Here is a 20,737-nt window from a genome sequence, read left to right on the forward strand (position 1 = left end):
CCGCTCAGACGGTCAGCTGGCGCTCAGGCAGGGGGCTGGTTGACGATGCGGTGCCGCCGGAAGGGGTAGAGGAACTGGCGGCGATAGCCCTGGGGCACCGCCTCCGGCACGCCATAGGCCTCTGGCCAGCGGCGATCGGGCAGGTGGAAGGTGCCGAACATCCGATCCAGCCACGGGAAATGAATGGCGAAGTTGACGTCCACCGCCTCCGCCTCGAGACCATGATGCCAGTGGTGGAAGCGCGGCGTGACCAGCCAGCGCCCCAGCCGCGGCAGATCGCCGCCCAGGTTCGCATGGACCAGCGAGGCATAGACGTAGACCAAGGCGACATAGGCCTGCATCACCGACGGCGCGAAGCCGAGCGTCAGCAGCGGCAGCCCGGTGATGCCGCGCAGCGCCACGATTTCGAAGAAGTGCATCCGCGAACCCGCCAGCCAGTCCATCGACTTGGCGGAGTGGTGCACCGCGTGGAAGCCCCACAGGAAAGGCACGCGGTGGAAAGCGCGGTGGAACCAATATTGCACGAAGTCGGTGACCAGCATGATCTCGATCAGCTGGAGCAGCCACGGCTGCCCACCGATCGCGGCGCGGACCGCATCGAAGCCGCCGCTATGCGCATTGATCGCGCGGGACGGCGCCATGGACAGGAAGGTGATCGCCTGCACCATCATCGAGCTGACGAGATAATAGAACAGGTCCTCACGCCACTCGACGCGGAACAGGCGCTGGTCCGGCCGGCGCGGCCAGAGCCGCTCGACAGGCGCGAACATCAGCCCGGTGACGGCGAGGTTCACGACGAAGAAGTCGAGCCCGAAGAAAATGCCCCAGCTCTTTGCTTCCGACGGCTGCACGTTCGCGCCGCCCAGCAGAGCAGCAAATATGCCGATGCCAAGCGCGGTGAAGCCGAGCACCTTGCGTGGACGCAGCAGCAGGCTGAGCAGCGCCAGCGCATAGCTGGCGAGCAGCACGCCGTGGACAACGATGCGAAAGCTCCGCCACTCGCGGACCATCGCCAGCTCGGGCATGGCGAACCAGCCCGGCCAGCGGAGCGCGATCACCATCGCGCAGCCGGCGATCGCCAGCACCAGCGCGAAGAAGCCGGCGAACCAGCCGCTGCCGAAGCCGCGCACCGCCATCGGCGCCTGAAGATCGTGGCGGAGCGCCTCGATCGGGCCACGGTGCTGCGTCATCCGTCCTCCCCTTCCGATCTCACCTGCGCCCGGCGGTGCCGCCTTCCGGCATGCACGCCGGCCTGGATCCTCCGTCCCGCGCCGTCACGGGTTCACCACCTGTCCGGAGGTGTTACGTCCCAATGTCGCCTTTTCTGAGCGGTGTCAAATTGTTCGTGCGAGCGTCACCACATCCTGCGGGCCGCGGTCTTCAGAGCCATGATCCGCGAGGCGGCGGCAAGTGGCACGCGCATGAGCACGTCGTGTCATGTGGCCGCAAGCAGGAGCATGCCAGAGAGACAAATTTGTGGAAGTCTGATGCTCACCCGTCCGATGCGTTGTCGCGGTCATCGGCAACGCCGGCACCGGGCAGGATCGTCACGCAGCGTCGAACAGCGGCATCAGCAAGGTCGCGACCGCCTGCATCTTGATCGGCTTCTCAAGCCGTGGCGCAGAGGCGAACCGGGCGGGCAGAGCCGATTGATCATAGCCGGTCGAGAAGATGAACGGCACGCCGCGCGCGACCAGCATATCGGCAAGCGAGAAGACCATCTCTCCCTGCAGGTTCACGTCAAGCACCGCCGCGTCGAGCGCAGAGCCGGTGTCGATGCACGCGGCCGCGTCGGCAAGCGTCGGAAAAGGTCCCAGCACCTCGGCACCGGCGCGGTGCATCGCCGCACGCAGATCGTCGGCAAGGAGATACTCATCCTTGACGATGAGGATATAACGGCCGCTCAAGCTGTTCTCGTTCATCGTCCGAACATTCTCTCAAGCCTGCGCCACTATGCGTCCGACAGTGCAGCAGACCGCATCGGCGGCAACGCAGCAGATGCGTCGCGCACACAACAAGTGGAAACGCACTCCCGATCAACTCACGATCGCAGCTTTCGCCGCATGGTGCCGCAGCGCATCCATCCGGCGTGGTGCGAGACACCCATCCGAACTTCCAATTTCGTCGCCTTCACGTCCGGACCGATGCAGCCTCGGCAAGGTCGATTTCTAGGGGTTCGACAGCCAGTTGGCCAAGCTCGGCGCCCGTTCCGGCGAAGTGAAGCTCCGTCCGTGAATTCATCCAGCATTCCCCGCCTTCTCGACAAAATGCGCATACTTTAATTAAGCTTAGTGCAGGCACCCTAATCTGCATCATTGAGCTGCTGCGCCCCAGCGCGGATCATCATGGAAATGCCGTAAACGCGGCCAGCCAGGGCGTTTCCGAATGAGGCCAAAGCCAAGACTTGCCGATGACGTGGAGCCCGTGCTTCTCCGCATAATGTCCCTCGCGCCGGTTTCGGCTGCCGAGATCCAGTTGTTGCGAGACGTGCAGCCGCAGCAAGTGGTGCGGGCTCGGCGGGAGATTCTGTCGGAAGGCGCGGTGGTCGAGGCGCCGATGCTTCTGCTGTCTGGCTGGGCCGCTCGCTACCGCCTCCTCATGGATGGGCGGCGGCAGATCCTTGGTGTTGTGCTGCCGGGAGAACTGCTCTGCCACCAGCAGCATAGAGGCCCGGTCGCGCTCTCGTCTGCCGTGGCTCTGACCGACGTGGTCCTGTCGGCCGCTCCGGCCGCGGACCGGACCGGCAACACTGCCGGCCTTGAGGAGGCTTACGCGGTGAGTGCCGCGCTGAACGAGCATTACCTGCTGCAACAGATCGTACGTCTGGGCCGGATGAGCGCGCTGGAGCGTATTGCCGATTGGTTGCTGGAGGTGCGCGAGCGACTGTTGGCCGTCGGGCTCGTGTCGGGCAATGCCATCCATCTGCCGGTCACGCAGGAACTGATCGCCGACACGCTAGGCCTTACCAGCGTCCATGTGAACCGCACGATCCAGACCATGCGCCGCGAAGGCCTGGTGGAGATACGTGGCGGTTGGGTGACTTTCCTCAACGTGGACAAGCTGCGCGCCATGGTCGACTTCCGCGCTCCTACGTTCACGCGAAGCTAAGCGGATCGGGGTCGCCCGGGCTGCGCGAGGCAGCGGTGGCAGGCTTGCCGAGGAGGCGGAGCGCGCGCCTCGTGCCGTGGGGCACGGCGATGTCAAAGCAACTCGGCGGGGCGACCGGGGCGGTCCCGACCCGCCAAAGGTCGTTCGGAGCAAGCGCGCTCGTCGGCCACACGCGTTGTCCGGCCTGTGGACAGCTGCCATAGGGCCCGCCCCGCGCGCGGCGGGCTTCTCGATGGGAGCGTAATTCGTGAACGGCAGATCGGCTGAGGGCGCGATAGGCCTCGATTTCGGCACCACCAACACGGTGGTCGCGCTCGCCGACGGGGCGGGCGGCTCGGAGCTCGTCGAGTTTGCCGGTGCGGAAGCGACGGGTGCGGTGTTCCGCTCGGCGCTGAGCTTCTGGGAGGAGGAGCGTGCCTGGAACGGAATCGCCTGCGAAGGCGGTCCGTGGGCGATCGCCGAATATCTCCAGTCGCCGCTCGACAGCCGTTTCGTCCAGTCGTTCAAGTCGGTTGCCGCATCGCCGACGTTCGAGCGGGCGCTGATCTTCGGCAAGCCGTTCCGCTTCGAGGATTTCGGCCGGCTGTTCCTGCAGCGGGTCGTCGCGCATGCGGGCGGACGGCTGGACGCGCGGCCCGGCCGGGTGATCGTCGGGCGGCCCGTCGAATATGCCGGCGCAAGGCCCGATCCGGCGCTCGCGCGCGAGCGCTACGACCTGATGTTGAAGGAGTTCGGGGCCGAGCTGCATTACGTCTACGAACCGCTGGGGGCGGCGTTCAGCTATGCCTCGCGGCTGACGGAGCCGGCGACGGTGCTGGTGGCGGATTTCGGCGGCGGCACGACCGACTTCTCCATCGTACGCGTCGCCGAGCCCGGGGCCGAGCGCCGCTGCGTGCCCCTCGCCTCCTCGGGCGTCGGCATCGCCGGGGATCGGTTCGACCGGCACATCGTCGATCGCCTCGTGCTGCCGATGCTGGGCAAAGGCGGGCAATATCGGTCGATGGGCAAGACGCTCGACATTCCGGGCGGCTGGTTCGCGGAGTTTTCCGACTGGTCGCGCCTCGCGCAGATGCGCAATCCGCGGACGCTGAACGAACTCGGAAAATTGCAGCGGAGCGCGCTCGATCCCGAGCCGATCGGGCGCATGATCGCGCTGATCGAGCATGAGCAGGGCTTTCCGCTCTATCATGCGGTCGGGCGGCTGAAGCGTGCCTTGTCGGCCGAGGATCAGGCGGAATTCCACTTCGAGGGTGGCGACATCGAGATCACCGCCGAGGTCCGCCGCAGCGACTTCGAGGGCTGGATCGCGGACGACCTGCGCCGGATCGAGGCGGCGCTGGAGAGCGCGCTCGCGGTCGCGCGGATGGAGCCGCAAGCGATCGACCGCGTGTTCCTGACGGGCGGCTCGTCGCTCATCCCCGCAATCCGTGCCTTGTTCGACCGCCGCTTCGGCGACGAGCGGATCGCGACGGGCGGCGAGCTGACCTCGATCGCGCACGGCCTCGCGCTGATCGGCGGGGAGCCCGATCCCGCGATCTGGGCGGCGTGACAAGGGGGCGTCGCCATCGCTTGACGCTGGTGCGCGCACCGGCTTGAAACGCCCTTCGATCCCTCATCGAAAGTGAGCCCGATGCTGCTGCCCGACATCCTCGTGCCGACATACGTCCAGATGCTGGAGGCGCTGTCGAAGTGGCTCGCCAAGGCGGAGGGGCAGCGGCCCGGCGGCGAGGCGGATGCATTGCTGTCGGCGCGGCTGGCACCGGACATGTTCCCGCTGGCGACACAGGTCCGCTTCGCCTGCCGGCAGGCGCAGGAGGGCGTGTTCCGGCTGATGCAGCAGGATTTCCCGCCGGCGCTGGACACGCTGCTTGCCGAGGGACGGGATGGCGGCGAGCGGCCGGGCACGCTGGCAGAGGCACAAGCCAGGATCGCGGAAACGCTGGCGGTGGTGCAGGATGCCGCTGCGGCGGGGATCGCGATCGATCCGGCGACGCCGATCGCGCACGCACTGCCCAACGGCATGATCCTCGACCTCACCGCGGAGCGATACGCCCGCGATTGGGCGCTGCCGCAGTTCTACTTTCACATCATGGCCGCCTACGCGATCCTGCGGGCGCAGGGGATCGAGCTGGGCAAGGCCGACTATGCCGCGCACATGTTCGCCTATCTGCGCCCATCTCCCGCGGCCTGAGCGGATCGGATCGAGCGCGGGATTGCTCCGCGTCAGCATTTGGCGATCGCACGATCTGCCCCTATGATCCGCCACACCAACGAAGGACTTTTCGCCGTGGACATCCGGACGACCAGCGCAACCCGCTTTGCCCTCCCCGACTGCCACGGTGCCCATGTCCAGCTTCCTTACCTTTTCCGGTGTCTCCGCCGCCACGCCTGATGGGCGAACGCTCTTCCACGATCTGACCCTGTCGGTCGGGGTCGAGCGCATCGGCCTTGTCGGGCGCAACGGATCGGGCAAATCGACGCTGCTGCATATCGCCGCCGGGATCGCTGCGCCGGCAGGTGGCAGTGTGCGCCACACCGGCTCGGTCGGCATGCTCGTCCAGCACTGGCACGACGCCGACAGCGTCGCTGAGGCGCTCGGCGTGGCGGAGCGGCTGGCGATCCTTGAGCGGATCGAAGCCGGCGATGGCACGACCGACGACTTCGACGACGCCGACTGGGCGCTGCCCGGCACGCTTGCCGCCGCCCTCGCCGAGGTCGGCTTGGACGGCATGGATGTCGACCGCCGCATCGCCTCACTATCGGGTGGCGAGCGGACGCGCATCGGCATCGCCCGACTCGCGATCGAGCAGCCTGACCTGCTGCTACTGGACGAGCCGACCAACAATCTCGACCGCGCAGGCCGCGCGGCGATCGAGGCGCTGGTGGCGGGATGGCGAGGCGGCCTGCTGGTCGCCAGCCACGATCGCGCGCTGCTCGAGCAGATGGACCGGATCGTCGAGCTGAGCCCGGTGGAGATCCGCATCGTCGGCGGCGGCTGGTCCGCCTTTGCCGATGTTCGCGACGCAGAGCGGGCCCGTGCCGAGGCCGAGCGGGACCGGGCCGATGCCGCGTTGCGCAGCACCCGCATCGCAGCGCAGGCCGCGCGCGAGGCGAAGGACCGTCGCGACAAGGCGGGCCGCATGTTCGCGGCCAAAGGGTCCGAGCCGAAGATCCTGCTCGGCGCGCGGGCTGAGCGTGCGGAGAATAGCGGCGGACACGCAAGACGCCTCGCCGAGCGCCAGATTGGCGACGCCGCCAGCGCGCGCGACCAAGCGCATGCCCGCATCGAAGTGCTCACCCCCTTGACGATCGACCTGCCGCGGGTCGGCCTGCCGTCGGATGCCGAGGTGCTGGCGCTCAACGAGGTGACGGCGCGTCGCGGCGATCGCCGGCTGGGCCCATGGACCTTCGCGATCCGCGGCCCCGAGCGCGTCGCGATCACCGGCCCGAACGGCGCGGGCAAATCGACGCTGCTCCACCTCGCCAACGACGATCTCCTGCCGGCCGCCGGCACCATCCGGCGGCGCAGCGGGCAGATCGCCATGCTGGACCAGCATGTCGGCCTGCTCGACCCTGATGACACGATCCTCGGCAATCTGCGCCGCCGCCACCCGATGCTCGGCGTTCAGGACGCCTACGCCGCCTGCGCGCGCTTCGCGTTTCGCAACCGGGATGCCGAGCGGATGGTCGGCAGCCTGTCCGGCGGCGAACGCCTTCGCGCCGGGCTCGCCGCCGCCTTGTCCGGACCGCAACCGCCCTGGTTGCTGATCCTCGACGAGCCGACCAACCATCTCGATGTGGAATCGATCGAGGTGCTGGAGCGCGCGCTGCGGACGTTCGACGGCGCCCTGCTCGTCGTCAGCCACGACACCCGCTTCCTTGAGGCAATCGGCATCGAACGGACGTTTGCGATGGGCGAAAACGGCTAGCCGGTCACTCGGCCGGACCGATCGTCAGCGTGACGGGAGACAGGCCGTCGATCGTGCCTTCGAGCCGGTCGCCGGCGGTGATGGCGCCTACGCCCGCGGGCGTCGCCGTGTAGATCAGATCGCCCGGTGCCAGATGGTAGAGGCGCGAGAGATCGGCGATCAGCTCCGGGATCGTCCAGATCATGTCGGACACCATGGCGTCCTGCTTCAGCGCATCGTTCTGAGACATGCGGATCGGCTGGTCCCGCGGAGTGAAGGCGGCCGCCGGCGTGAGTTCGCCGATCACGGCGCCGTGCTCGAAGTCCTTGCCCGTGTCCCACGGATAGCCCTTCGCCTTGGCCGCATTCTGGAGATCGCGCCGCGTCATGTCCAAGCCGCAGGCGTAGCCGAAGACCACGTCGAAAGCCGTTGCGGCGTCGATGCGGAAAGCGGGTGCGCCGATCGCCACCACCAGTTCCATCTCGTAATGGCAGTTCGACGTGCCCGGCGGATAGGGGATCGTCCCACCCGAGCGACAGAGCGCGGCCGGGGCCTTGGTGAACCAGATCGGCGCCTCCCGGTCGACCGCATTGCCCAGTTCGAGCGCGTGCGCGGCATAGTTGCGGCCGACGCAGAAGATGCGGCGCACCGGATAGAGCGCTTCGGAGCCCGCGACGGGAACGACGGGCTGAACGGGCAGGTCGAAAAGCAGGGTCATCGGCGCACTTCCATTAGAAGGTTCGGCCTGCTCCTAGTCGCACCCGACGCTCCGCGCACCCGCCCGGCCGCTATCCGCCATGCGCTTCCATGAAATAGGGGTCGAGCGTCATGCCCGGTGGCGGCGTGAACCATGTGCGGATGTAGGCGACCTTGCCCTCGTCATCGATCGTGTACAACTCGATCCCGTCGATCACGATCGTTTCGCCCGACACCACGCCTGTGCTGCGGACGTGGCACGCCGCCTGATCCGAGCAGATCTGCATCAGCACCGGTTCGATATGCCAGATCTGGCCATCCTTGAACGAATTGTCCCAACTCAGCCGGACGGCCTCCGCCCCGGTCTTGGTCGGCCCGCCGACCGGATCCTCGAAGACGATGCCGGCGGCGAAGTTCGCCTCCCAGCGGGCGCGATCCCTGGCGTTCCAGGCATCGAAATGCGTCTGCATGGCATGCTCGATCTGCTGCTTGCTCGGCATCGGCTCCGCTCTCCTCACCGGTTTTCGTTGCCAACGACGCTAAGCGAGACCTGTCAGCCGCGCCAGCGCCGGACCTTGCGGCACTCGTCATCTGCGGCCAGAAATGTGCAGACTTGAAGCTTGGGGTGGAGACGACATGAAGTTCGCGCTTTCGACGGCGTTCACACCCGTCACCGCCTTGCCGCAGATCGCTGTCGCCGCCGACAAGGCCGGCTGGGCGATGATCACCATGTCCGATCATGTCGTGAACCCGAAAGAGCTGAAGACGCCCTATCCCTACACGCCCGACGGATCACGTCGCTGGCCGGAGAAGACGGACTGGCCCGACCAGCTGGTGACGATGGGCGCATTCTCGACCATCACGGAAAAGATCCAGTTCACAACCAACGCCTTCGTGCTGCCGATGCGCAGCCCCTACATGGTCGCCAAGGCGCTCGCGACCATCTCGGTCCTGTCGGGTGGTCGGGTGGTGCTGACGACGGGCGTCGGCTGGTCACGCGACGAGTTCGAGATTGTCGGTCAGGATTTCTCCACCCGCGGCAAGCGCACCGATGAGATGGTCGAGATCATGAAGCTGCTGTGGAGCGGCGACTATGTCGAATATCATGGCCGATATTATGATTTTCCGCCGCTGGAGATGAATCCCCGGCCTGTCGCGCCCATTCCGTTCTGGTTCGGCGGGATTTCGGACGCGGCCCTGAAACGGGTCGGGCGGATCGGCGATGGCTGGCTGTCCGATCTCCAGCCTGCCGCCGAGATCGTCGCTTCCATCGACAAGATTCGCGCCTTTCGCCGCGAATATGGCCGCGAGAACGAGCCGTTGGCCGTGCTCGCCTCGCCGATGGACGTGTTCGATGTCGATGGCTACCGGCGGCTGGAGGATCAGGGCGTCACCCACATCCTGATGCAGCCGTGGATGGTCTATCACCCCGGCACGCAGGATCCGCAGGTGATGGTGGACGATACGTACCGCTATGCCGACGAGGTGATCGCCAAGCTCAGCTGACGCTTCCATTTCGTGCCCTGCCGGTGGGAATGGTAAGGCAGCAAAAAAGATCAGGTCAGCGGGCGCAGATGGCCCTGCACGGGGGAGGGAGCCGCATCCATGAGCAAGCAATTCGGAGCGACATCGACGACCGACGAGGTGCTGGCCGGCATCGATCTGCGCGGACGGCGCGTGCTCGTGACCGGCACGTCGGCAGGCCTGGGCGTCGAGACCGCGCGGGCGCTTGTAGCACACGGCGCCGATGTGGTGGGCGCCGCTCGCGACCTGGAAAAGGCGGAGGCCGCCACGGCGAGCGTGCGGGCCGCGGCGGAGCGCGCAGGCGCCAGCTTCACGCTGATCGAGCTGGATCTCGCCTCGCTTGCCAGCGTGCGCAGGTGCGCCGACCGGCTGCTGGAGGACGGGCGGAAGATCGATCTGATCATCGCCAATGCGGGCGTGATGGCGCCGCCTTTCGGCCGGACGGCGGATGGCTTCGAAACGCAGTTCGGCACCAACCATCTCGGTCATTTCGTGCTGATCAACCGCATCGCCGTGCTGCTGCCCGACGGCGGCCGTGTGGTGAGCCTGTCGTCCGCCGGTCACCGCTTCGCCGACGTCGACCTCGACGATCCGAAGTTCGAGCGGACCGCTTATGATCCATGGATCGCCTATGGCCGGTCCAAGACAGCGAACATCCTCTTCGCGGTCGAATTCGATCGCCGCCATCGCGGGCGCGGCGTTCGGGCGACCGCAGTCCACCCGGGCGCGATCCAGACCGAGCTCGGGCGATACATGAGCGAGGAGACCGAGAAGGCCCTGATCGCCAACATCGATGCCGCCAACGCCGCGGCTGGCCAGCTCCTGTTCGAGTACAAAACTGTACCCCAGGGCGCGGCAACGTCGATCTGGGCGGGCATCGTCGCTGACGCGGCCGAAGTTGGTGGCCGTTACTGCGAGGATTGCCACGTTGCCGCATTACAGAATGCGGAGGGCTTGCGCGACGGTGTCCGCCCCACGGCGCTCGATCCGGAGCGGGCAGCGGCACTCTGGGCGAGGAGCGAAGAGCTGGTCGGTGAGCGCTTCTGACAGCTTAGGCGCCGAACCCGCCGAACCATGGCTCGCGGCCGAGGAGAAGGACGGTGACAGCCATCCCTGACGACGTGACGCGGGCGCGGACGCGTACCGTTGCGGACATCCTACGGCTGCAGGCGCAGCGCGCTCCGGCGAAGATCGCGCTCTCCTACGAAGGGCGGCACGACAGCTTCGCCGCGCTGGACGAGCTGGTGTCGCGTACCGCCAACGCATTGCGGGCAGACGGGATTGGCGAGGGTGACCGCGTGACCATCCTGTCCCACAACAACCGCGCCTTTGTGATCCTGCGGTTCGCGATCATCCGCGCAGGGGCGATCTTCACGCCGCTCAACTTCATGCTGAACGCCGAGGAGATCGCCTACATCCTCGATCATTGCGGTGCGCGCATGGTGATCGTGGAGGATGCGCTGTGCGCCACCGCAGACGCCGCCATCGCGCATCTCGCTGTGCCGCCGATGCTCAAGGCCTATCTGCCGCATGCCGGCAGCCTTGCTCCCGATGGCTGGCGCAATGCGGAGGACTGGTTCGCACATCCGGACGCGTCGCCGCCGCCCGTCTTCCGCGGCGAGGACGAGCCCGTGCAGATGATGTACACCAGCGGCACCGAGGCTCGGCCCAAGGGTGTGCTGCTCAGCTCGCGCGGGCTGCTGTCGCAATATGTCAGCTGCATCGTCGATGGCGGCATGGCGGCGGACGATGTCGAGCTGCATTGCCTGCCGCTCTACCATTGCGCGCAGCTCGACTGCTTTCTCTCGGTCGACCTTTATCTCGGCGCGCGCAGCATCCTGCTGCGGGCTCCCGACCCGGCGGCGATGCTGGCGGCGATCGAGCGGGAAGGCATCACCAAGCTGTTCTGCCCGCCCACCGTGTGGATCGCCCTTCTGCGCCATCCGGATTTCGCGACGCGCGATCTCTCAACGCTGACCAAGGGCTATTACGGCGCTTCGATCATGCCGACCGCCATCATCGAGGAGCTTCTTGGGCGATTGCCGAACCTTCGCTTGTGGAACTTCTACGGCCAGACGGAGATGGCACCGATCGCGACCATCCTGAAGCCCGAGGATCAGCTGAGCCGGCTCGGGTCCGCCGGCCGCCCTGCGCTCAATGTCGAGACCATCGTGGTCGATGAAGAGGATCGGCCGGTGCCCGCGGGCACGGTCGGCGAGATCGTGCATCGCAGCCCGCAGGCGATGCTCGGTTACTATGAGGATCCCGCAAGGACCGCGGAGGCATTCCGCGGCGGCTGGTTCCACAGCGGCGATCTCGGCCGCTTCGATGCGGATGGCTACCTCTATGTCGTCGATCGCAAAAAGGACATGATCAAGTCGGGCGGCGAGAATGTCGCCAGCCGCGAGGTGGAGGAGGTGCTGTTCGGCCATCCCGCCATAGCCGAGGTCACGGTGTTCGGCGTGCCCGACGAACGCTGGATCGAGGCCGTCACCGCGATCGTCGTCCTACGTGACGGCGCTTCGGTGTGTGCGGACGAGCTGACGGACTTCTGCCGGACACGACTGGCCGGCTATAAGCGCCCGAAAGCATATCATTTCGTCGACAGCCTGCCGAAGAATGCCAGCGGCAAGATCCTGAAGCGGGATCTGCGGCAGCGGATCGCCTGAGCGGCGCCCCGGGCCCGTCGCGTCAGTGCGGCAGCTTGACCCGCAACGTCCGGAAGCGCGCCTCGACGAAGCTGTAGAGCCCGAAAAGGAACAGCCCGGCGGCAACCGCACCAAGCAGCAGGCTGCCATGATCCTGCGCCTGCAAGCGGCGCAGCGCCTGCGCCACCCCGCCCGCACGGTCCGCGTCCGATGCCCAGCCTGCGGAGACGAAGAACCAGCCGACGATGGCGAAGACGATGGCGCGCGCCGTATATCCGATGCGCCCCGCCGTCCGGACATAATCGGGCGCGGGCACATTGCCGCTCAGCTCCTTGACGAAGCTTGCCGTCGCCGCCTTGCGCGCCTGAACCGCAGCCACGACAAAGAGGCAGATGCCGACCAGGGCAACGAGGAACGGACCGGCCGGCTGCTCCATGATCCACTGCGACCAGTCGCGCGCACTTTCGTCGCCCGATGTCGCCTGCGACGATGGCCCGTCCCGCAGCGCCAGCCGGGCGGCGAAGATGGCGAGCACCACGTGCGCGACGCCGCTTACGGCGTGCCCTGCGCGCTCGAACGCGCCCTTGGCCGTGCGGCCAATCCCTTCGGGATCCCACGCTGCCTCGGCAAAGCGCCACACGGCGTAGCCGGCGAGCCCGAGCGCAATTAAAGCGAGCAGCACATGGCCGAGCGGCTGCGCGGCGAGGCTGGCAATCGCTCCCTGATTGTCGGAGGGGCGCCCGCCTCCACGCGCGGCATCGATGGCGAACCAACCGACAAGGACGTAAACCAGCCCCCGCGCCGCAAAGCCGAGCCGTGCGAGCAGCGTTGCCCGTGCCGCAAGTGTTGCTGAGTCGACCATGGCGCCACAACAATGGTCCGCTCAGCTCGTTCCTCCCCCACAACAATGCGGCGGGCGGGGCAGTGGCACGGTCTCTGGTCGGCCAGCGCGAGCCGCCATGTCGGCGGGTGGAGCAAAGCGGCGCCAGACTTGTTTCTTCCCCTCAACGAGCCCCTGCGCAGCTTTCTTCGAGGATCATCGCGATGACCATTGCCCGCCACCGTGTAGAAACCGGCGGGCTGATCCTCTTCCTCTTCCTCATCACGGTCGCGCTCACGCTGATCGTGTCGGGCTTCATCGGCGCTTTGTTGTGGGCCGCCCTTGCCGCGCTGCTGTTCCAGCCGCTGTTCCAGCGCTTCGTCGCGCGCTGGCCGGGGCGGCGCAATCTGGCCGCGGCAATGACCATGCTGGTCATCACCGTGGCCGTGGTGATCCCCGCCATGGTGCTGACCAGTCTGATCGTCGATCAGGCGGCCGGCGTCTACACGCAGATCCGCACGGGCCAGATCAACTTCGCCGCCTATTTCCAGCAGGTGCACGATGCGCTGCCCGGCCGCCTGCAACGGCTGCTCGACTCCTCCGGACTGAGCACGCTGGATCGGGTGCAGGCGCGCGTCACGCGGGCCGTGGCAAGCAGCACCAGCGTGCTTGCACAGCGCGCCTTCTCGATCGGCGCGAATGCCGCCGCCTTCCTGCTCGCCTTCGGGGTCGGCCTTTACGCCACCTTCTTCCTGCTGCGCGACGGCGACCAGATCGGTCCCGCCATCGTGCGGGCGATGCCGCTGGAGCCTTCCGTTGCCGAGCGGCTGAGCACGAAGTTTCTGGCGGTCGTCCGGGCGACGATCAAGGGATCGGGCGTGGTCGCACTGGTTCAGGGTGCCCTCGGCGCGATCACCTTCTGGATCGTCGGGCTGCCCGCCGCCTTGCTGTGGGGCATGCTGATGGCAATCGCTGCCCTGCTGCCGGCCATCGGCCCGGCGATCATCTGGGGCCCGGTCGCGGTCTATCTGCTGGCAACGGGATCGATCTGGCAGGCCGTCGTCGTCGTTGCCTCGGGCGTGCTGCTGATCGGTCTTGCCGACAACATCCTGCGCCCGATCCTCGTCGGGCGGGACACCGGTATCCCGGACTGGCTCGTCCTGGTGACGACGTTGGGCGGCATCGATCTGGTGGGTCTCAGCGGCATCGTCGTCGGGCCACTGGCGGGTGCGCTGTTCATCACGGCGTGGCAGATCCTAACGGAACAGCGCCTTGCCGACCGGTCCGAGCGGACGCCTGTCGCACCCCCGGCCAATCCGCCAGAGGATAATCGGGCGGACGCCGAGTAGCCGCCGCTCCGACGGCCGAACCCTACCGCTTGACGCCGAGCCGCGCGCTGATCGATCGTCTTGCGCCCGACGCGGCCAAGGTCGGTTCTCGTCCGGTTCGTTGAGCGAGGGGGAACGCACATGAAGACGATCGCTGCCGTGGGTCTGGCGATGTTGGCGAGCGCTGCGGGCGCGCAGGGGCCAGCGACTTATATCCACGCGGGCGCCCTGCTCGACCGACCGGGCCAGGCCCCGCGCGGCGCCAGCACCATCATAGTCCGCAGCGGCAGGATCGACGCGGTGCGCGACGGCTTCGTGGCGCCAGAAGCGGGTGCGCAGCTGGTGGACCTTAAGAACCGCTTCGTTCTGCCAGGCCTGATCGACACGCACGTCCATCTCTGGGGCATTGGTGGCGATCCGATGCGCAAGCGTCTGGAGATGCTGACGCGCGACACGGGCGACAATCTGATGACCGCCGTCGTCAATGCCCGCACGACCCTGGCCGCGGGCTTCACCACCGTCCGCGATCTGGGCGGCGATCCGCGCGGCATGCGGGCGCTGCGGGATGCCGTTGCGCGCGGCGACGTCGCCGGCCCGACCATCGTCAATGCCGGCCTGCACGTCTCGACGACCGGCGGGTCGGGTGATCTGAGCACGGGCATGGCCGAGCAGTTTGCCGAGGCGATGCACGATCATGCCAGCAGCGTCTGCAACGGACCCGACGATTGCCGGCGTGCGGTGCGCGAGCAGGTGAAGCTGGGCGCGCTCGTCATCAAGATCACCGCGACAGGCGGCGTGCTGAACAACATCGCCGGCGGACTCGGCCGGATGATGACGCCGGCCGAGCTCGACGCGATCGTGGAGACGGCGCACGGGTTCGGCCGCAAGGTCGCGTCCCACAGCCATGCCCTGGAGGGCACCCGGGCGTCGCTGACCGCGGGCGTCGATTCGATCGAGCATGGATCCTACCTCGACGACGACACCATCGCGATGTTCAAGGCGAAGGGCGTCTGGCTGGTTCCGACGATGCTGGCCTTCCGCGCCGCGCTGGAACAGGCCCGCGCCGGCCAGCTGCCGCCTGCCGTGCTGCCCAAGGCGGAAGCGGCCGCCGCGGTGGCGATGGCCAATCACAAGCGTGCGATCGCCAGCGGCGTGAAGATCGCGTTCGGCACGGATTCGGGCGTTTCGGTCCATGGCGGCAATGCGCGGGAGTTCGCGCTGCTGGTCGAGGCCGGCATGACCCCCGCACGCGCGATCCGCGCTGCCACGGTCGATGCCGCCGAACTGATCGGACAGAGCGAGCGCGTCGGCTCGATCGAGGTGGGCAAGGCAGCCGACCTGATCGCCGTCACGGGATCGCCTCTGGACGATGTGCGCCGGCTGGAGCGGGTCGAGTTCGTCATGAAGGATGGTGTCGTCAGCAAGTCAGCGGCGCAGCCCGCCCCGCCATCGTTGCCGGCATCCTGACCGCAGCCTGTGCGACCCGCATGAGCAAGGAAAGTTAAGACGTCTGCGGCATGGCGGGCTGACGAGGCTTCGCCATGGAGGGTCTGCTGCTCGCGAAGGGAAAGGCTGTGCTTCGCGACCACAAGACGGCGCTGCTCGCGGCGGTGCTCGGCCCCGTGCTCGCGATCGGCTGGTGCCTGTGGGCGGGCGGCAGCTGGGCGCTGGCGCTCGGGCTGGCCGTGCTGGCGCTCGTGCCGCTTCTCGCGCTTGATGAGGCGCGTCGCGCCATGGTGCGGGCACAAGGTCTGGCGTCACCGGATCGCCGTCCGCAGACCCTGACGGCCGCCATCGACCTGATGGCTGCCCGCACGGGCGCGCAGGCCCATCGCAGCAGCTCGCTCCATCCGGTCACCCGATTGCCGACGCGTGAGGCTTTGGTCGCCGCGATCGAGGCGCATGATGCAGAAGCCGACGAAGCACGGCTGCTGGCGGTGCTGCGCTATGCCGATTTCGACCGCATCGCCGCCTTCGATCAGGGGCTGGCGCACCACGCGCTGGGCGGGCTGGCGAAACGCATCCGAGATGCGACCGGGCGCAACCACCTGCTGGCACAAGTCGATCGCGATTGCTTCGCCATCTGGTTTGCGGGCCAAGCCGATCTCGACGCCGCGCTCGGGGAATTGCGCGCGCTCGCCTATCTGATGATGCAGGAGCTGCCGAGCCCGTCCGCCACGCTCAGCCCGACGATCGAGGTCGGTCTGGCGACCTATCCGACGGATGGACGCGCGATGGCCCCGCTCCTGACTCTGGCCTTCACGACGCGGACGCGGCCGCAGCAGGCGCCTGACGGGTCGCTGTTGCTGGCGCAGCCCGCCTCGCTCGATCTTGCCCGCGAGACGTTCGTGATCGAGCAGGATCTCGCGCAGGCCATCCATGGCGAGCAGTTGACCATGCTGTTCCAGCCGCTGGTGGATCTCGACAAACACTGCGTGGTCGGAGCCGAGGCGTTGCTGCGCTGGCAGCACCCGACCATGGGCGACATCTCCCCTGCCCGCTTCATCCCGATCGTCGAGGCGATCGGCCTGAGTGACCAGTTCGGCGCGTGGGTGCTGAATGCCGCCTGCCGCGAGATGCGGCGCTGGCGCGAGGCGGGGCTGCATGGCCTTCGCGTGGCGGTGAACCTGTCTGCCTGCCAGCTGGCCGATCCGAAGCTGCAGGAAAAGATCGAGCGGACGCTGGCGCGGCATCATCTGGAGCCGCAGGTGCTGGAACTCGAGCTGACCGAGACGGCGGCGATGGCGGATGCGGGCCGCACGCTGCGCCTGTTCCGCGAGATTCACGACCTCGGCGTGTCCCTCGCGCTCGACGATTTCGGCAGCGGCCATTCCAGCCTGATCTACCTGAAGAATCTGCCGTTCGACAAACTCAAGATCGACCGTGAGTTCGTCACCGCCGTGCATGAGCGGAGTGACAGCCAGGCGATCTGCAAGGCGTTGATCGATCTCGCACGCGGGCTTGGCCTTCGCGTTCTCGCCGAAGGGGTCGAGTGCCGCGCGGAGGTCGACATGCTGGCCCGGCTCGGCTGCACATTGTTCCAGGGTTATTACTTCTCCCGGCCGCTGACAGGGCAGGCCTTTGTCGCCTTTGCCGGCGATCCCACCCGTATCCCCGCGCTCGGGCCGCCCGTGCTGGCGCAGCTCGACCATCTCGAAGGGCGTCTCTCCGCATGATCCGTCACCTTTATCGCCGCCGGAACGCGGCCGCCGTCGCGCTGCTGCTTGCGCTCAGCGCCTGTGGCGGCGGGCCGCTGAGCGTCGGCGACAAGGCTCCTCCGGCCAAGGACAGCTGGAAGGGGCGCGAGGATGTCGGTCGCGCGATCGAGCTGCTCAACAAGGGCGAGACGGACCGCGCCCGCAGCGTGCTGACCAAGGTGCTGAAGCGTCAGCCGAACGATCCGATCGCCACGGGCCTGCTCGCGCAGATCGACCGCGATCCGGTGGCGCTGCTCGGCCGCGAGAGCTTCGCTTATGCGGTCAAGCCGAACGAGACGCTGGCCGATCTGGCCGGGCGGTTCCTCGGCAATCCGACGTCCTTCTACGCGCTCGGCCGCTACAACGGCCTGTCTTTCCCCGTTTCGCTTTCCCCCGGACAGGTGCTGCGGATCCCGGGAGAGGCGAAGGTCGCGCGGCCGCGCCCGGCGGCCGACAAGCCGCGTGCCGCCCGCCCCGCCAAGCCGACGATCAATGCGGAGCCCGCTCGCCCCGCCGCCGCGCCGCCGACTGCAGACCCTGCGCGTGCGACCAGGCTGCGCGCCGCGGCGCTGGAGCAGCTGAACCGCGGCCAGGTGAACCGCGCCGTCTCGCTGCTGCGGCAGGCGGATCAGGCGAGCCCCGGCAATCCGCTGGTGCGACGCGACCTCGAGCGTGCCGAACGCATCCAGCGCACGCTCAAGCCTTGACGTAAAACACGGAACCTCCCCTTAACCGGTCGTGCGCTAGGATCCTTGCCGTCGATACTGACGGTTTGGGATCGCATGCGACAGATTGGCCGCTACGAACTGCGCGAGCGCATCGGCGAGGGTGCGATGGCCGAGGTGTGGCGCGCCCACGACCCCAGCATCGACCGCGTGCTCGCGATCAAGCTGCTGAAGCCCGAATTGCGGGCGCAGCCGGAAAGCGCGGCGCGCTTCCTGCGCGAGGCAAAGGCCGCGGGCGCGCTGTCCCACCCGGCCATCGTGACGATCTACGACGTCGGCGAGGCGGACGGCTTCCCCTATATCGCGATGGAACTGCTCGAAGGCCGGCCGCTGGATGCCGTGCTGAAGGAGGAAGGCAGCCTCAGCATCGAGCAGGCGCTGGCAATCGGCGCGCAGCTGGCGTCAGCGCTCAGCTATGCGCATCTGTCGGGCGTCGTGCACCGCGACATCAAGCCATCGAACATCATGCTCGGGCGCGACCGCGAGTCGATCAAGATCCTCGATTTCGGCATCGCCCGCGTCGCCGACGGACGCGAGGCGGACGAGCAGCTCAAGACGCAATATGGCCAGATCCTGGGCACCCCCCGGTATATGAGCCCCGAACAGGCGATCGGCCGACCGCTTGACGGCCGGTCCGACCTCTTCTCCGTCGGCGCCGTGCTGTACGAGATCGTCACCGGCCGTCACGCCTTCGATGGCGCCAGCGCCGCAGTGCTGGCGCTCCAGATCACGCAGGCCGATCCCGCCGCGATCGGCAGCATCGCCCCGGCCTGCCCCGGTGGGTTGCGCTTCATCATCGAGAAGCTGCTCGCCAAGCGACCCGAGAAGCGGTTTGCCGATGGGACCGAGCTTTCCCGGGCGCTCTCTCGTGAGGGGCGTGCCTATGAGGCGGTGAAAGCGGATGCGTCGACGCGCAACCGCTATCTGCCGCTGCCCGTCCGCATCACGCTCGCGATGGTCGCGGTGACGGCGATCGCTTTGACACTGAGCCTGGGTGCCGTGCTGAACCGGCAATATCGCGCAATGGAGCGTATGGCGCTTGCCTCCGGCTCGTCCATCGCGTCCTTCGTCGCCAGCAATGCCGCGATGCCGTCGGTCGACAATGCCACGCTGCCGCCTGAGGAGCGCGACTGGCTGCCCGTGCAAGCCTTCATCGCCGCCGCCGCCAAGGACGATTCCGTCCGGTGGATGACGATGGTCGACGGCGACGGCATCATCCGCGGCGCAAGCGATCCGAAGCTGCTCGGCACGCGCTATCGCGTGCCCCAGGGGGAGACGGTGGTGCACCGCCAGGCGGATGTCACCGTCACCGATCTGAAGCTCGACGATGGGCGGCCGGGCTTCCGCTTCGTTCATCCGATCCTTTATGCCGGGCGCAAGTTCGGCACGATCGAGGTGAGCATCAGCAAGACCGAGCTGCTGACCGCCGCTGCCACGTCGCGCAACCTGCTCATCGCGCTGGCCGCCCTGGTGCTGGCGGTGGTCGCGGTGGTCAGCTTCACCGTCGCGCGGCTGGTCGCGCAGCCGCTGGGGCGCCTCAAGGGCGCGCTCCGCGACGGGGCGATGGGCGACCTCGATTTCCGCATCTCGCACCGCCACAGGGGCGAGTTCGGCGAGCTGTTCGACAGCTTCAACCTGTTCGCGACGGCGATGCAGGAACGCCTTGCCGCAACCGAGCGGCCGAGCGGCCGCCCGCGCGCCCTGGCCGAGACGATCGTCGAGACGGGCCCGCCGACCGGTGCGGCCGCCCCCATCACCACGCCACGGCTGGTCGTCGGGGCGAGGGGGTAGAAGATGTACGTCTGTCGCCTGTTTCACCGGGATCGGCCCTCCGAACAGATCGACGCCAGGTTGATCGCGGGCGGAGCGCTGACCCTTGGTCGCGATCCCACCACCGACTGGCCGCTCGACGACCCCGAAGGACTGTTGTCACGCGTCCACTGCACCCTGTCGCTGGCCGACGGCAAACTCGAGCTGTGCGACAGCAGCAGCAACGGCACATTCATCGACGGAGACACGCGCGCGCCACGCGGTGTGGCGGTGCCCCTGGATGTGCACCAGACGATCCGCATGGGCGCGCTCTTGCTGATGGTCGATCGTCCGGCGGAGACGAGGAACCTGGAGGCGACGACCATCCACCTGCCGCCTGCGACGCCACCCGCCAGGTGGGCCGAGGCCGCTGCACCCGTCGCCGCGCCGCATCCCGATGCCTCCTTGCTGGAGGCGTTCTGCGAGGGTGCCGGCTTCGATGCTTCCACCTTCTCCGACGAGGATCCGGTGGCGCTGATGCGCCGCCTGGGCGCCATCTATCAACAGACCGTTCTCGGCCTCACCTCGCTGATGGCGCAGCGCACCGCGATGAAGCAGGCGCAGGATCTCGACCGCACCAGTGTCTCGGCCGAGGGAAACAACCCGGTGAAATGGACCGCGCCCCGGCGGCTGGCGCAGGATCTGCTGCGCGTGAAGCAAGGCGGCTTTCTTGTGGGTGAGGATGCCGTCCGCGCCTCCTTCGTCGAACTGGCGGAGCATCTGGCGGGGATCGCCGCCGGCGCCAACGCCGCGATCGCCGCCACGCTGGACATGCTGGAGCCGCAGGCGCTGGCGGCAGAGGCGGTGAAGCAGGGCTTCACCCTGCGCGGCAAGGCGGCCGTGCAGATCGAGCTGCACACGTCGCGGCATCAGCAGCTTCGCGGCGGCGCCGCCGCCGCCGCCTTCAAGCGGGGCTATGAGCTGTCGGGAACGCCATCGCCGGACTGATCTGCTGTAGGCAGCGCCATGCTTTG

General features: G+C 67.7%; 18 protein-coding genes. 13 read left to right on the plus strand and 5 right to left on the minus strand.

The features are described 5' to 3' along the window. Positions 1-23: 23 nt before the first annotated feature. Positions 24-1,190 carry a sterol desaturase family protein gene (locus BM360_RS09820; RefSeq protein WP_093314179.1) on the minus strand — a complete coding sequence of 389 codons (1,167 nt, stop codon included), beginning with the start codon at positions 1,188-1,190 and terminating at the stop codon, positions 24-26. A 357-nt stretch (positions 1,191-1,547) separates the two neighbouring features. Next, the gene (locus BM360_RS19565) at positions 1,548-1,922 is read right to left on the minus strand and encodes a response regulator (protein WP_093314181.1); all 375 of its coding nucleotides are present in this window, start codon (positions 1,920-1,922) and stop codon (positions 1,548-1,550) included. A 517-nt stretch (positions 1,923-2,439) separates the two neighbouring features. Here BM360_RS19565 and BM360_RS09830 point away from each other — a divergent pair. The 4 genes from BM360_RS09830 to BM360_RS09845 all read left to right on the plus strand — a co-directional run bounded on the left by BM360_RS09830 (position 2,440) and on the right by BM360_RS09845 (position 7,037). Further along, on the plus strand, positions 2,440-3,108 hold the full coding sequence (locus tag BM360_RS09830) for a Crp/Fnr family transcriptional regulator (RefSeq protein WP_165611271.1): 669 nt from the start codon (positions 2,440-2,442) through the stop codon (positions 3,106-3,108). 247 nt (positions 3,109-3,355) lie between these two features. Then, the gene (locus BM360_RS09835) at positions 3,356-4,657 is read left to right on the plus strand and encodes an Hsp70 family protein (RefSeq protein WP_093314184.1); all 1,302 of its coding nucleotides are present in this window, start codon (positions 3,356-3,358) and stop codon (positions 4,655-4,657) included. A gap of 81 nt (positions 4,658-4,738) precedes the next feature. Further along, the gene (locus BM360_RS09840) at positions 4,739-5,299 is read left to right on the plus strand and encodes a DUF1993 domain-containing protein (RefSeq protein ID WP_093314186.1); all 561 of its coding nucleotides are present in this window, start codon (positions 4,739-4,741) and stop codon (positions 5,297-5,299) included. 154 nt (positions 5,300-5,453) lie between these two features. After that, entirely contained in the window at positions 5,454-7,037 is a 1,584-nt protein-coding gene (locus BM360_RS09845; RefSeq protein ID WP_093314188.1) for an ABC-F family ATP-binding cassette domain-containing protein, read from the plus strand. Positions 7,038-7,041: 4 nt separating this feature from the next. Here the strand turns inward: BM360_RS09845 and BM360_RS09850 are convergent, their stop codons facing one another. Next, entirely contained in the window at positions 7,042-7,734 is a 693-nt protein-coding gene (locus BM360_RS09850) for a fumarylacetoacetate hydrolase family protein (RefSeq protein ID WP_093314190.1), read from the minus strand. A 70-nt stretch (positions 7,735-7,804) separates the two neighbouring features. Continuing rightward, positions 7,805-8,212 carry a nuclear transport factor 2 family protein gene (locus BM360_RS09855; protein WP_093314192.1) on the minus strand — a complete coding sequence of 136 codons (408 nt, stop codon included), beginning with the start codon at positions 8,210-8,212 and terminating at the stop codon, positions 7,805-7,807. Positions 8,213-8,348: 136 nt separating this feature from the next. Between BM360_RS09855 and BM360_RS09860 the strand changes: the two genes are divergently transcribed. From BM360_RS09860 to BM360_RS09870, 3 genes are all read left to right on the plus strand, one after another. Next, a complete protein-coding gene (locus BM360_RS09860; protein WP_093314194.1) occupies positions 8,349-9,218 on the plus strand; it encodes an LLM class F420-dependent oxidoreductase in 870 nt (289 codons plus the stop codon). 99 nt (positions 9,219-9,317) lie between these two features. Continuing rightward, on the plus strand, positions 9,318-10,283 hold the full coding sequence (locus BM360_RS09865) for an SDR family NAD(P)-dependent oxidoreductase (protein WP_093314196.1): 966 nt from the start codon (positions 9,318-9,320) through the stop codon (positions 10,281-10,283). A gap of 53 nt (positions 10,284-10,336) precedes the next feature. Then, complete coding sequence (locus tag BM360_RS09870) at positions 10,337-11,905, plus strand: fatty acyl-CoA synthetase (RefSeq protein WP_093314198.1); 1,569 nt, start codon at positions 10,337-10,339, stop codon at positions 11,903-11,905. Between the two features lie 22 nt (positions 11,906-11,927). On the opposite strand, the gene BM360_RS09875 is transcribed toward BM360_RS09870, so the two are convergent. After that, positions 11,928-12,746: a DUF1206 domain-containing protein gene (locus tag BM360_RS09875; RefSeq protein WP_093314200.1), complete on the minus strand. Its 819-nt coding sequence runs from the start codon at positions 12,744-12,746 to the stop codon at positions 11,928-11,930. 182 nt (positions 12,747-12,928) lie between these two features. Here BM360_RS09875 and BM360_RS09880 point away from each other — a divergent pair, with 182 nt between their 5' ends. The 6 genes from BM360_RS09880 to BM360_RS09905 all read left to right on the plus strand — a co-directional run bounded on the left by BM360_RS09880 (position 12,929) and on the right by BM360_RS09905 (position 20,711). Then, the gene (locus tag BM360_RS09880; protein WP_093314202.1) at positions 12,929-14,053 is read left to right on the plus strand and encodes an AI-2E family transporter; all 1,125 of its coding nucleotides are present in this window, start codon (positions 12,929-12,931) and stop codon (positions 14,051-14,053) included. Positions 14,054-14,173: 120 nt separating this feature from the next. Then, the gene (locus tag BM360_RS09885) at positions 14,174-15,499 is read left to right on the plus strand and encodes a metal-dependent hydrolase family protein (protein ID WP_093314204.1); all 1,326 of its coding nucleotides are present in this window, start codon (positions 14,174-14,176) and stop codon (positions 15,497-15,499) included. Between the two features lie 74 nt (positions 15,500-15,573). Continuing rightward, on the plus strand, positions 15,574-17,208 hold the full coding sequence (locus BM360_RS09890; RefSeq protein WP_093314206.1) for a putative bifunctional diguanylate cyclase/phosphodiesterase: 1,635 nt from the start codon (positions 15,574-15,576) through the stop codon (positions 17,206-17,208). After that, positions 17,205-17,936, plus strand: coding sequence for a LysM peptidoglycan-binding domain-containing protein (locus tag BM360_RS09895; protein ID WP_093314208.1), 732 nt, complete (start codon positions 17,205-17,207; stop codon positions 17,934-17,936). Before BM360_RS09890 ends, BM360_RS09895 begins: the two co-directional genes overlap by 4 nt. Positions 17,937-18,011: 75 nt before the next feature. Beyond that, positions 18,012-19,745 (plus strand): serine/threonine-protein kinase, encoded by a 1,734-nt coding sequence (locus BM360_RS09900; protein ID WP_093314210.1) that lies wholly within the window; start codon positions 18,012-18,014, stop codon positions 19,743-19,745. Between the two features lie 3 nt (positions 19,746-19,748). Beyond that, entirely contained in the window at positions 19,749-20,711 is a 963-nt protein-coding gene (locus BM360_RS09905) for a type VI secretion system-associated FHA domain protein (protein ID WP_093314212.1), read from the plus strand. Positions 20,712-20,737: the final 26 nt, after the last annotated feature.

This window comes from Sphingomonas jatrophae (genome assembly GCF_900113315.1).
In the GTDB taxonomy this organism is placed as follows: Bacteria; Pseudomonadota; Alphaproteobacteria; order Sphingomonadales; family Sphingomonadaceae; genus Sphingomonas_P; species Sphingomonas_P jatrophae.